The organism is Pseudoalteromonas sp. Z1A6 (assembly GCF_011378745.1).
Classification (GTDB): Bacteria; Pseudomonadota; Gammaproteobacteria; order Enterobacterales; family Alteromonadaceae; genus Pseudoalteromonas; species Pseudoalteromonas arctica.
In genome coordinates this window covers 1-12,544 of sequence record NZ_WTKW01000105.1, presented here as the reverse complement: position 1 = coordinate 12,544, position 12,544 = coordinate 1, and the positions used below count along the sequence as shown (strand labels likewise).

The following is a 12,544-nucleotide window of genomic DNA, read 5'->3' as shown; positions in this document are numbered from 1 at the left end:
GCTGCTTTTTGTTTAAAAAAGCACTAACTTTTTGGAGCGTTAAATGGGTGATTTAATCGGGATTAGCTTATTGATCTTGATCAGTGCGTTGTTTGCTATGTCAGAAATAGCAATTGCAGCGTCGCGTAAAATAAAACTGCGAGTAATGGCAGATGAAGGGAATATAAAGGCAGCAGCGGTACTAAAGCTACAAGAAAATCCAGGGGCTTTTTTTGCCATGATCCAAATAGCACTCAACGCGATAGCGATATTGGGTGGTATTGTGGGCGAGCAGGCCTTATCGCCTTATGTTGAAAGTGTGTTGGTATTGTTTTATCAAGGTGCGCATTTAGAAAAAATTAGCTTTTTATTCTCGTTTTTTACTATTACATCCTTGTTTATATTGTTCGCCGATTTAATGCCGAAGCGTTTAGCGATGATCATGCCAGAAGCCGTTGCAGTTCGTGTAGTAACCATTATGCGCTGGGTTACCTTTGCATTAACCCCGCTGGTGATGTTTTTTAATGGTGTCACTAACTTTGTGCTGCGCTTATTTAAAGTACCCGCTGAGCGAGAAGACAATGTGACAACTGAGGACATTGTTGCCATGATGGAAGCAGGTGCTGCATACGGTAGTTTGCAAAAGCAAGAGTATGAATTAATTGGCAATGTGTTTGACCTAGAAGCGCGATTTTTATCAAGCGTAATGACACCACGCGACCAAATTGTATATTTTGATTTAAACGAATCTAGCCATGATATTGCGACTAAAATTATTGACCATCCTCATAACCACTTTTTAGTGGTGTCAGGAAATTTAGATAAGTTGCATGGCTCTGTTGAATCTAAAGATATTTTACGACAAGTACTAAAGGGCGAAGCTGCCAATATAAACGACGACCTAATTGATAAAGATGTTTTTTACTTACCCGAAACATTAAGCTTATCTGAAGCTTTAAATGCGTTTAAAAGTGCAGCAAAACCATTTGCTGTTGTCGTAAACGAATATGCACTTTCGGTGGGTATTGTAACGGTAAAAGATTTAATGAAAGGGTTTATGGGTGATTTAATTACTCATCAAGGCGACGAATTAATCATAGAACGCGATAAAAATTCATGGCTTGTAGATGGCTTAACCCCAATTACCGATTTAGCAAAAGTACTTGATATAGAAGAATTTCCTGACCAGATGCACTATGAAACGGTCGCTGGCTTTTTAATTTACAATATGAAGCGAATACCTAAACGTGCGGAGCATTTAACTTTTTCAGGTTTTAAGTTTGAAGTTGTTGATGTAGAAGGAATTAGGGTAGAGCAGTTGTTAGTTTCAAGGGTTATTAACCCGCAGAGTGCTAATATCCTTTAAAATAAGGTGTGTGCTTTAGTTTTTATATAAATAGCCAAGCTGTATTTGCTTGGCTTTTTTGTGTCTGTTAAAAACTTCGTTTCTAAAATGGGATATTATTTCAATATGTTAGGTTGTTTTATTTTCATACAGTCTTGATTCTATTTTCATCTAATTAACATTAAATGCAACCTAAGACGTATATTGTACTGAGGAGTGTAAGTTTGTGTAAATTTCTTCTAATTAAGATTCATTATCAGCGCGTTTTAATTTAGAATGATCGTTCACTCTAAACTAAAAGGTATTTAACATGCAGCGTTCCCGCATCGCTTTATTTGTATTGTCAGCCCTCGTCGGTTCTGTTGCTTTAACTGGTTGCGATCAGGCTGCTGAGCAGTCACAAGCTTCAGCTCCTAAAGCTGTACCAGTGGGTGTACTTACATTAAAAAGCCAAGCGCTTACTCTCAAAAAAGAACTTCCTGGTCGTATCAGTGCATTTCAAATTGCAGAAATTCGCCCACAAGTAAGTGGTATTGTGCAATCTCGTTTATTTGTTGAAGGTAAAGAGGTTAAACAAGGCCAGGCTCTGTATCAAATAGACCCTGCGACATTTGAAGCAGACTTAGCAGCAAGTGAAGCAAGTGTTGCACGTGCTCAGGCGAGTATTTCAAGTAGTAAAGCTAAAGCATCTCGTTTTAGCGAGCTTTTAAAAATAAAAGCGGTAAGTCAGCAAGACTTTGATGAAGCAGATGCCGCATACAAACAAGCAAAAGCAGAATTATTAACGGCTAAAGCGCAGTTAAAATCGGCGCAAATTAACCTTGATTACAGCCATGTGTCGTCACCAATTAGTGGTCAAATTAGTAAATCAAGCGTAACTGTAGGTGCACTAGTTAGTGCTAACCAAAGTACTGCACTTGCTACAGTGACTCAGTTAGATCCAATTTATATCGATTTAACACAATCAAGTAATGAGCTTACCAAACTTAAAAAAGCAATATCATCAGGTGCTCTAAGTGTTGATTCGACTAGCCAAACTGACGTTGAACTTATTATGGAAGATGGCTCTGTTTATCCTCATAAAGGCACATTGCAGTTTTCTGAAGTGACAGTTGATCCAAGTACTGGCTCAGTAATACTACGTGCTAAATTTTCAAACCCAGAAAAATTATTACTGCCAGGCATGTATGCCCGAGCTTCTATTGTGGAAGGTGTTAAGGCGGGTGCTATTTTAGCTCCGCAACGTGGTGTTAGCCGTAATTCAAAAGGCGAACCAACAGCAATGGTTGTCAGCAAAGATAACACAGTAGAAAGCCGCGTATTAAAAGTAGATAGAACGATTGGTTCTGATTGGCTTGTTACTGATGGCTTAATGGATGGCGATAAATTAATAGTTGAAGGTTTACAAAAAATCCGCCCTGGTGCACCAGTGAATCCATCTGAAATTCAATCGTCTACTAAAGCCGATCAAGCGCAATAACGGAGAGTTTTAATGTCACGATTTTTTATCGATAGACCGATATTTGCTTGGGTACTCGCTATTGTAGTGATGCTTGCAGGTATTTTGGCAATTAGGAGTTTACCTATTTCGCAGTATCCTTCAATTGCACCACCTGCAGTGAGTATTACTGCAACGTACCCTGGTGCATCTGCACGTACACTTGAAGATACGGTAACGCAAGTTATTGAGCAAAAAATGAAAGGACTTGATGGCCTGCTTTATATGTCATCTACGTCTGAGTCGAGTGGTTCTGCTACGCTTACACTTTCGTTTAGCGCTGAAACTGACCCTGATATTGCACAAGTCCAAGTGCAAAATAAACTAGCAACAGCGACTCCACTATTACCAGAAGCCGTTCAAAGGCAAGGTGTTGTAGTTGCAAAGTCAGCGCGTAACTTTTTAATGGTTTATGCTTTTGTGTCTAAAGATGGCAGCATGACCAATATTGATATTGGCGATTATGTTTCATCAAACGTGCAAGATATTGTCTCGCGTGTTGAAGGCGTAGGTGAAGTGCAGCTGTTTGGTTCTCAGTACGCGATGCGTATTTGGTTAGACCCTTCAAAGTTACAAAATTATAAGCTGACACCTGCTGATATTAGTGCATCAATTAGTGCGCAAAATGCACAAGTATCTGCCGGTCAACTTGGCGGTATGCCTGCCGTTGATGGTCAGCAACTTAATGCAACAGTAACAGCGCAAAGTCGATTACAAACGCCAGAGCAATTTGAACAAATATTGGTTAAAACTAATCCAGATGGCTCTTTTGTACGTCTAGAGGACGTTGCTAGAGTAGAGCTTGGCGGTGAAAGCTACCGCGTTGTTGCTCGTTACGATGGGCAACCTGCATCAGGGTTAGGTATTAAATTAGCCAGTGGTGCTAACGCACTTGATACTGCCGCTGGAGTTAAAAAAGCAATTGAAGAGCTAAAACCGTTTTTCCCTGAAGGGTTAGATGCTGTTATACCTTACGACACAACGCCGTTTGTATCGTTATCTATCGAAAAAGTTATTCATACCTTAATTGAAGCTGTTGTACTTGTTTTTGTAGTTATGTATTTGTTCCTACAAAACTTTAGGGCAACACTTATACCAACAATAGCAGTGCCAGTGGTTTTACTAGGTACGTTTGGTATTTTGTACACCTTTGGTTATTCAATAAATACGCTAACGATGTTTGCGATGGTACTTGCCATAGGCTTATTGGTAGATGACGCAATCGTTGTGGTAGAAAACGTTGAGCGCTTAATGACCGAGGAAAAACTCTCGGCACTTGAAGCTACGCGTAAATCGATGGATGAAATTAAAGGCGCGCTGGTAGGTATTGCCATGGTGCTTTCTGCGGTATTTATCCCAATGGCATTCTTTAGTGGCTCTACCGGTATTATTTATCGTCAGTTTTCTATAACACTGGTATCGGCGATGGGGTTATCTGTTTTAGTTGCTCTTATTTTAACGCCTGCATTGTGTGCAACGCTTTTAAAACCAAGCCATGTACATAACAATGAGACGTTATTTGGCCGATTTTTTACAGGCTTTAACCGTGGTTTTGATAAAACAAATTCAGGTGCACAAAGCTTTGTAGGCCGTATGCTTACGCACTCTAAACGCTACTTACTTATTTATGGTGTGATTGTGGGCGGTATGGTTTATGTATTCTCAAGCTTGCCAACGGCATTTTTACCTGACGAAGACCAAGGTATTTTGTTTAACCAAGTTTCACTGCCAGCAGGCTCTACAACACAGCAAACGCTTGAGGTTGTTAAAAAGGTAGAAAATCACTTTTTAAACGATCAATCTGAAGCTGTGAATGGTATTTTTACCGTTACTGGTTTTAGTTTTGCAGGCTCTGGCCAAAACTCAGCAATTGCCTTTGTTAACCTTAAACATTGGGATGAGCGTCAACGTGACGAGTTATCTGTTCAAGGTGTTGCAGGTAAAGCGATGGGCTACTTTTCAACGATAAAAGAAGCGTTTGTGTTTGCATTCCCGCCACCTGCAATTGTTGAACTGGGTACTGCTAATGGCTTCAATATTTTCTTACAAGACCGTGTAGGCCTTGGCCATGACGCACTTTTGGCGGCACGAAATCAGTTATTAGGTTTAGCAAGCCAAAGTCCAATTTTAGCGGGCGTACGTCCAAATGGACAAGAAGATATGCCAGAACTACAACTTGATACAGATTTGGCAAAAGCCGAAGCGCTTGGTGTGTCGCAAAACGATATTAACAGTACACTTTCGACAGCATGGGGTAGTAGTTATGTGAATGACTTTATTGACCGTGGTCGAGTTAAAAAAGTGTATATGCAAGGTGATGCACAATCGCGCATGGTGCCTGAGGATCTAAATAAGTGGTATGTGCGCAATGATAATGGCGATATGGTGCCGTTTTCAGCGTTCGCTAGTGCTTACTGGACGTATGGTTCGCCACGTTTAGAGCGTTACAATGGTTTTTCAGCAATGGAAATTCAAGGTAGCGCAGCGCCGGGTTACAGTACAGGCCAAGCAATGGATGAAATGGAGCGTTTAGTTAAACAATTACCTAATGGTATTTCGTCTGAGTGGACCGGTATTTCATTCCAAGAGCGCTCAAGTAGTGGTCAAGCACCTTTACTATATGGCTTATCGCTATTGTTTGTATTTTTATGTTTAGCTGCACTTTATGAAAGTTGGTCGGTACCGTTTGCGGTAATGATGATTGTGCCACTGGGTATATTTGGTGCAATTATGGCAGCGCTAGGCGGTGGCTTATCTAACGATATTTACTTGCAGGTTGGCTTGTTGACCACCATTGGTTTGGCATCTAAAAATGCGATACTGATTGTAGAGTTTGCGATTCATAAAATGGATGATGGGCTTGGCTTAGTTGATGCGGCTATTGCAGCTGTACGCTTACGATTACGTCCAATACTCATGACTTCGATGGCCTTTATTTGTGGTGTTTTACCACTTGCTATTGCCTCAAGTGCAGGTTCTGGCGCACAAAATGCGTTAGGTATTTCGATTATTGGCGGCACACTCGCATCATCAATATTAGTTGTTGTATTTGTACCGTTGTTCTTTGTGTTAGTTCGCCGTGTATTCCCTGGTAAAACTAACGAGACAACAAAGGAGAGCGCAGAATGAGCATTAAAACATTCAGCCTAAGTGCAATTGCTTTATTGGTGCTAAGTGGTTGTCAATTAGCGCCAGAGCAAAAAGACCTTGCTCTACCAGTATCTGATGCTTATGCATCAGGTACTGAGCAAAGCGCTGCGCAGCAATTAAATTGGCAGCAGTTTTTTAATGATGAAAAACTACAAACCTTAATTACGCAAAGCCTTGAGCACAATAAAGACATGCAAATTGCAGTGCTTAATGTGCAGCGTGTGCGTGGTTTGTATCAAATTGAAGACTCTGCTTTGTATCCGTCGCTTGATTTAAATGCTTCTGGTACGCGCCAGCGTTTACCGGCTGACTTATCAGGTACTGGCGATGCAGCTATTAGCTCGCAATACAGTGCAACAGTGGGCATTACGTCTTACGAGTTAGATATTTGGGGCAAAGTACGCAATCAATCAGCGCAAGCACTCCAAAATTTATACTCTACAGAGCTTAGCCAATACAGTACGCAGGTGTCTTTAATTTCAGAGTTGGCAAATGCGTGGCTTAGTTACGCGACGGACTTACAACTGCTAGAGCTTGCAAAAGAAACGCTCACCTCTCAGCAAGAGTCATTATCGCTTACGCAAAAAAGCTTTGATTTAGGTGCAACTTCTTCAATTACCCTTGAGCAGCTTAGAAGTACAGTTGCTACAGCAAAAGTAGACATAGCAACGTATAAGCGTTTATTAAAGCGTGATAAAAGCGCTCTAGATTTATTAGTGGGTAAATCTGTTTCGGCTGATTTACTGCCTAATAAAGACCTTACCAACTTGATTAGCATGCCAGAAGTACCGGTTGGCTTACCGTCTGATTTGCTATCGCAGCGCCCAGATATTAAAGCCGCTGAGCATTTGCTGCTTGCTGCAAATGCCAATATTGGTATTGCACGTGCGGCGTTTTATCCAAGTATTAGCTTAACGGCCAATGCGGGGTCTGCTTCAAGTGATTTGAGTGGCTTGTTTGATTCGGGCTCAGGTACATGGAGTTTTGTGCCGTCAATTAGCTTACCTATTTTTAATATGGGACGTAACCAAGCAAATCTTGATGTAGCAAAAGCCGATCAAGCAATTGCGGTGGCAACGTACCAGCAAAAAATTCAAAATGCGTTTCGCGAAGTTGCCGATGCTCTTGCTGATAGAGAAGGTTACCAAGAGCAATTAAGTGCGCTTGATATGCTTATAAGTAGCCGACAAATCACATTTGATTTATCAAAAATGCGTTACGAAAAAGGCGCAGATAGCTACTTGCAAGTACTTGATGCTCAGCGTACATGGTACGGCGCACAGCAACAGTTAATTTCGGGTCAGCAAGCGTATCTTGCAAGCCAAATTAACTTGTACAAAGCGCTTGGTGGCGGATGGAATACGAGCGACAAAACAACTCAGGAAGAGCAGTAATATTAGCAGCTCGCTGGCGAGCTGCATTTTAATGATACAGCGAGGCTATTTATAGTGCTCGCTTTACTGAGTTTAAGACTTAGTAGTGGAGTTGAACATGAAGCCTAAAGCAAGAAGGCAAACAGATCCCGCGATAGCGCAAGCTAGGCGCGAACAAATACTAACAGCTGCTGCAGAGTGTTTTCACCGAAAAGGTTACCACGGTGCAGGCATGGCTGAAATATCTAAAACGGCAGGGATGAGTGCAGGCCATATTTATAATTACTTTGAAAGTAAAGAAGCAATTATAGAAAGCATTATTGAAAAAGATATGGAAGAGATGTTTTCTATCTTCCAACAGTTTGAAGATCATCCTGGTGATGTACTTCAAGCGCTCATTGATGGCTTAAACATTGGTGTGCAAAGGCACATGGACACGGGATCGTGTGTTATTGATTTAGACATGATGGCTGAAGCAGGTCGAAATGTTAAAGTGGCAACACTTTTACGCGAAACTGATGTTCAGGCAAGAGATCGCATGAGACAGCTTTTAACAAGTGAGCGAAGTGCGCTAAAAGATATTGATGAACTTGAACTTGAAAGCCGAATTAATGTTATTTTTTCGATGATGGCGGGGTTATTACTCAGAAAGTTACTTTACCCTGAGCTAACCGAAGAAACGGTACTAATAGCACTTCGCCCTGCAATGAAAACATTACTGATGCCATTTGATGAAGCGCAGTAACGCTCAAAATAAATAACCAAAAGTAAGCTAGCCAATATTTTGGCTAGCTTTTTTATTTTAGTCTATTTAAAAGCGCTCGATTGACCACTGAAGTGCAATGATTGCGATAGCAACGGAGCCCATTGGCATTAACCACTTTTTATACCAAGTGTAGTGTCGTACATAAATGAGTATTGGTAAGGCTACTAGTAAGATACTAAGTTGGCCGATTTCGACGCCTAAATTAAACGCTAAAATGCTAAGCAGTTGATAGTCGCTCGACAAGCCAAGTTCGCCAAGTACGCTCGCAAATCCCATCCCATGTAGTAAACCAAAAGCAAAAGTAAGCCAACCTAAACGAAGTACCAACGGCCACACATTATTTAATGCTGCAAATAAAACCGATATAGCAATTCCAAGTTCTACCCAGCGGCTATTTGGTGATACAAGGTTCATAGCGGTGCCGGTAAGCGTAATAGAGTGCGCAAGCGTAAACGCGGTTACTATCCATGCTGTGTGTTTAATAATTTGTTTTTTAGAGCTAATACCTTGCCATGCTTTATCGCTGCGTTTTAAAACACAGGTAAGTAACAGGGCGATTAAAAATAAAATATGATCAATACCAATCCAAATATGTAAAACACCCTGATACACGTATTGATTAAACGTACTTAAATAACTTGTTTGCTCAAAGCTGAACGTTTGTTGTGCCTCGTTGATATTAAATACACGAGATACACCGTTTATATTTACGATGGATTTATGATTGGCATCGGTTTTAAAAAAAGCGGAATAGGAAAGGGAGATTGCTTCATTGTCATCACAGCTAAACAGCAGCGGAATAACCAAATAAGGCTGGTTAAAATGGTTATCTAGCTGATAGATACCTTCACTTTTTAAAGGGCATGATTGCGCGTTTTGCGTGATATTTAAATTTTCTTCAATGAAGTTATTAATTGAGCTGCGTTTTGCTTTTATTTCTGCCCACGAAATTTGCCCATTTTTGTCTAAATCCAGAGGCACTGCGTGCTCTAAGTCGGCTATATTAATTTGCCAGGTACCCGTGTATTGGTTTTTGTTGGTGTCGTTATTGTTCTCGCTATTTAAGGTTATATAACTTGTACTTAATTGATGGGCAAAGCTGTAAGTTGAAAAAATGCACAGCATTAAAGTGAGTATAAATAGATAAGGCGTTTTCATAGTGTGTCTCGTTGCATCGCTTTTGCTTGAGTAAGTAATTGCTCATCGGTGCTCATTTTAGCCTGTTGCCAATTAATATGAGCCCAGTAAAGTGCTTTTTCGCGATTTGGTTGTACATCAAGGTAATATTTAGCTAAGTCACTTGCATGAAAAGAATCTTTGCGAAGCTCTCGTAGTGTAACTCTTTGCGCCATTGTATTTTGCCATTTTTTATCGCGTTTATTTAGTTTTTTTTCTGCGATTGAAAGTCTTAACAAAATAGCATCCTCTAAATTACTTTTATCAGGTAGCAGTACGCTTAATGTATTTAATACTTGTTGTGGTTGATTTAGAGCAATTTGAATATCGGCCCATAAAACAATAAGGCTCACAGGGGCTTGAACTAAATCTACACTTTGTAAGTGAGACAACGCTTGTTTGTAGTTATTTAAACGGTAGCTCATTTCACTTAAAACATGGTTTGTAGCTAGGCTAGTTTGATTATTATTTATAATTTTTACTAATGCTTGGTAGCTGTCTAAAACGCTTTCATGTTGGCTTTGTACATCGAGTACACAGGTGCTAGCAGTAATAGTGCTTACTTGCCCAATTAAGGCTACGCAGTGTTTTTTTGCTTGTGCGAACTTACCTTGAGTCATAAATATATTGGCTAGCAATAAATGGCTATTACTATGTTTTGGCTCTCCAATCAAAACGTTGTTAGCAATATCAATAGCTTCGTCAAAAAGGTGCTCTTTTTGTAAAACGCGAGCATATAAGTAACCAATTTGAGATGAGGGTGTTTGTTTATATAGCTGGGCTAAACGGGTTTTAAGTAGCCCCTGTAAGCGCTCTGTTTGGCCTGCATATTGGCTGTTAGTGACTAATGTATTTATTTCCTCAACAGACAGAGAAGCACTAAGCGTTGAATTACTTTTTGCAATAACTGCATCATCTTTTGGGGTAAAAGGCGCAGCGCTTAACGCAATGGGTGTTAGGCAGAAAGTAATAAATGCGACGGACTTAAAAATTGATAAATGCATTATAAATATCCTTTGAAAAAAGCCATCCATGGCCTGTCAGCTTAATTACTTGGTTAGTTACCGTTTGTTGAAATTAATCCATCAACATCGGTATCGGTGTTTGTAAACACCCGACCGTTAACAGTTAACGGCTCTGCATTTGGGGCTTGATTAAATGCATCGGTTGCAAATTGAGCAAAGTCGACTTGTAGTGCGTCAATTGTAATGTTCACTGTTGCAGTTACTTGCGAATTAACGCCATCACTTACACCAAACATAAAACTATCTGAACCTGTCACTTCTTTATGCGGTGTATAGGTAAAGTTACCATCGCTATTAACGGTAACAGTTCCAAGAGTTGGCTCACTTGTTAACGAGTAAGTAAGCGAATCGCCATCATTGTCGGTTGCGCTAAGCATATCGGTAATGCTTACTTCAGTTTGTGTAGTTAGCATTGCATCACTTGCGGTAGGCGCTGTGTTTACAAACGGTGTAGGTTGTTTTTTATCGTCATCGCTACTACATGCTCCCAATGTTAATGCACTGAGGAGAACACAAATATGGGTAGTTTTTAAATTACGCATTATTTTACTCCTTATTTAGAGCCAGCAAGCGGTGTTGCAAGGTATGGGAATGATGAATCCATCATTGTTGCATCAATAGGCGCGCCGTCTGTAAATGGCACTGTGCCTGTATTAGCATCCTCTGGTGCACAAAGTCCTAAATCAGTGTCTTCACCATTTACAGGAATAGGATGACATAAACGACCCATCACAACACGAAGTGCAATATCAACCACATCATCACCCGGGCGACGACCATTTGGGAAGCCGGCTAAATCATTACCCGCTACACCAAATGCAGATTGATCAGCTTGCGCTGTTGCTGCAATGCCTGTATTTAAACGTAGCATTTCTGAAGGTGTTACAGTTGCTTGTTGATTAACGCCTGCAAAACCTGTTAAAAATGCAGTGATTAAATCAGTACGCGGGAAGTTTGTGGGTGCCAGTGTTTCTAAGTTTGCGCCAAGGGTCGTATTAACAGCATCTTTAAATAAAATGTTTAATAACTCTGGTAGTGCTGGATGAGATACATAATCTAAAAATTGTGCATCATCTTTAGGGTGAGCAGTGGAAAATGTGTCTTTGTCTTTAATGCCAATTACAAGCTCGTTTACAAGCGGGCTACCCAAGCGTGAAACTTGTGTTAAAGCACCACCATTAACGGCGTTATTAGCAAATTTAGCATTAGGGTTTAATACGCGAGCTTGAGGTAGGCTTGCTGTTGTCCACGAACCTATTACGCCGTTACCTTCACCAACAATACAGCTTTTAGGTATTTCGATAGCGATTGATGTTACGTTTTTATCTGCAAGGTCGTCGTTATCAGCTGATTGTGTTATACCACCTGGAAAACCACCGCCGTCACCAGCACCAGGGGCGCTATCACCCTCTACAGGTACATAGTTAACTAAATCAAATGTTCTGCCTAGGTTAACTACAAATGGGTCTTTACGTTGTCCTACAAAAACTTGTGCCATGCTTTCACAGTTAGGAATTGAAACCTGATACACAAATTGGTCAGCGTAAGTTTGGTAATCGCTCATTGAACCAAATGTTTTATTGCCCACATAATCAAGTGGTTTAGAAAATGTACTTGAGTTTGATGCTGTGTTGTTTAGTAGCGTTGTTTCGCCAGTACGCTGCGCGCCGCTAATCATACTCATTGTGTATGATTCGCTAAAATTTGCAGCGCTGTCATCACCGGCAGATACACCGCCTACATTTTTAAGCGGTACAGACACGGTACGCTGATTACCTTCAGGTCCAACAGTTAATTGCACACCTTGGTTATCATTAGGAAGCATGCTTTTAAAGTTAAACGCAAATGTAATATCTTCAACAGCATCGCCGTCGTTATCTATATGAATGCTGTAGGTAGCATCTGGGTCCATTGCAAAGTAATTAGGACCGCCGTATGCATCTTGCAGCGGGATATAGTTAGCAATTAATGTTACAAAATCATCACGACCTTGCTCGTAACTATTAAATACATAAAAATCGGTTGAATCTAAAGTCGGGAAACGGCTTATATTTGGCGCTTCTCTGTGGCTTGATGCTTCACTTGGTGCACTTACAAACGTACTACATATTACTACTGCGAGTATTGATGGAGTTAAAGCTTTCATGACTTTGTCCTTTAGTTTTGATTGAAGTCATAGCTAATAACGGGGCAGGATTTAAATTGGATGCAAAAAAGTTAAATTATTTTTAT

The 12,544-nt window shown here is 40.4% G+C and carries 9 protein-coding genes; 5 read left to right on the top strand and 4 right to left on the bottom strand.

Going from position 1 to position 12,544, the window contains the following annotated elements:
- Window positions 1-43 precede the first annotated feature (43 nt).
- From GQR46_RS08730 to GQR46_RS08710, 5 genes are all read left to right on the top strand, one after another.
- Window positions 44-1,345: a hemolysin family protein gene (locus tag GQR46_RS08730; protein WP_007582388.1), complete on the top strand. Its 1,302-nt coding sequence runs from the start codon at window positions 44-46 to the stop codon at window positions 1,343-1,345.
- A 289-nt stretch (window positions 1,346-1,634) separates the two neighbouring features.
- Entirely contained in the window at window positions 1,635-2,804 is a 1,170-nt protein-coding gene (locus GQR46_RS08725; RefSeq protein WP_010553970.1) for an efflux RND transporter periplasmic adaptor subunit, read from the top strand.
- A 12-nt stretch (window positions 2,805-2,816) separates the two neighbouring features.
- Complete coding sequence (locus tag GQR46_RS08720) at window positions 2,817-5,951, top strand: efflux RND transporter permease subunit (protein ID WP_007582390.1); 3,135 nt, start codon at window positions 2,817-2,819, stop codon at window positions 5,949-5,951.
- Window positions 5,948-7,366: an efflux transporter outer membrane subunit gene (locus GQR46_RS08715; RefSeq protein ID WP_165740726.1), complete on the top strand. Its 1,419-nt coding sequence runs from the start codon at window positions 5,948-5,950 to the stop codon at window positions 7,364-7,366. Before GQR46_RS08720 ends, GQR46_RS08715 begins: the two co-directional genes overlap by 4 nt.
- Before the next feature lie 97 nt (window positions 7,367-7,463).
- Window positions 7,464-8,090 carry a TetR/AcrR family transcriptional regulator gene (locus GQR46_RS08710; protein WP_165728363.1) on the top strand — a complete coding sequence of 209 codons (627 nt, stop codon included), beginning with the start codon at window positions 7,464-7,466 and terminating at the stop codon, window positions 8,088-8,090.
- Between the two features lie 66 nt (window positions 8,091-8,156).
- Here GQR46_RS08710 and GQR46_RS08705 read toward each other — a convergent pair whose 3' ends face one another.
- Genes GQR46_RS08705 through GQR46_RS08690 form a run of 4 tightly spaced genes read right to left on the bottom strand, consistent with a single transcriptional unit; the run spans window position 8,157 to window position 12,458 of the window.
- Window positions 8,157-9,269, bottom strand: coding sequence for a HupE/UreJ family protein (locus GQR46_RS08705; RefSeq protein WP_165740725.1), 1,113 nt, complete (start codon window positions 9,267-9,269; stop codon window positions 8,157-8,159).
- The gene (locus GQR46_RS08700; protein WP_165728361.1) at window positions 9,266-10,291 is read right to left on the bottom strand and encodes a hypothetical protein; all 1,026 of its coding nucleotides are present in this window, start codon (window positions 10,289-10,291) and stop codon (window positions 9,266-9,268) included. The genes GQR46_RS08705 and GQR46_RS08700 overlap by 4 nt, the downstream gene beginning before the upstream one ends.
- Before the next feature lie 53 nt (window positions 10,292-10,344).
- Window positions 10,345-10,854, bottom strand: coding sequence for an Ig-like domain-containing protein (locus GQR46_RS08695; RefSeq protein WP_165740724.1), 510 nt, complete (start codon window positions 10,852-10,854; stop codon window positions 10,345-10,347).
- 11 nt (window positions 10,855-10,865) lie between these two features.
- The gene (locus GQR46_RS08690) at window positions 10,866-12,458 is read right to left on the bottom strand and encodes a DUF4331 domain-containing protein (RefSeq protein WP_165740723.1); all 1,593 of its coding nucleotides are present in this window, start codon (window positions 12,456-12,458) and stop codon (window positions 10,866-10,868) included.
- Between the last annotated feature and the right edge of the window lie 86 nt (window positions 12,459-12,544).

Bases quoted from the DNA above. Each gene is read 5' to 3' on its own strand.
- GQR46_RS08695 (WP_165740724.1), bottom strand. From the start codon at position 10,854: ATGCGTAATTTAAAAACTACCCATATTTGTGTTCTCCTCAGTGCATTA.
- GQR46_RS08700 (WP_165728361.1), bottom strand. From the start codon at position 10,291: ATGCATTTATCAATTTTTAAGTCCGTCGCATTTATTACTTTCTGCCTA.
- GQR46_RS08715 (WP_165740726.1), top strand. From the start codon at position 5,948: ATGAGCATTAAAACATTCAGCCTAAGTGCAATTGCTTTATTGGTGCTA.
- GQR46_RS08690 (WP_165740723.1), bottom strand. From the start codon at position 12,458: ATGAAAGCTTTAACTCCATCAATACTCGCAGTAGTAATATGTAGTACG.
- GQR46_RS08705 (WP_165740725.1), bottom strand. From the start codon at position 9,269: ATGAAAACGCCTTATCTATTTATACTCACTTTAATGCTGTGCATTTTT.
- GQR46_RS08725 (WP_010553970.1), top strand. From the start codon at position 1,635: ATGCAGCGTTCCCGCATCGCTTTATTTGTATTGTCAGCCCTCGTCGGT.
- GQR46_RS08720 (WP_007582390.1), top strand. From the start codon at position 2,817: ATGTCACGATTTTTTATCGATAGACCGATATTTGCTTGGGTACTCGCT.
- GQR46_RS08710 (WP_165728363.1), top strand. From the start codon at position 7,464: ATGAAGCCTAAAGCAAGAAGGCAAACAGATCCCGCGATAGCGCAAGCT.
- GQR46_RS08730 (WP_007582388.1), top strand. From the start codon at position 44: ATGGGTGATTTAATCGGGATTAGCTTATTGATCTTGATCAGTGCGTTG.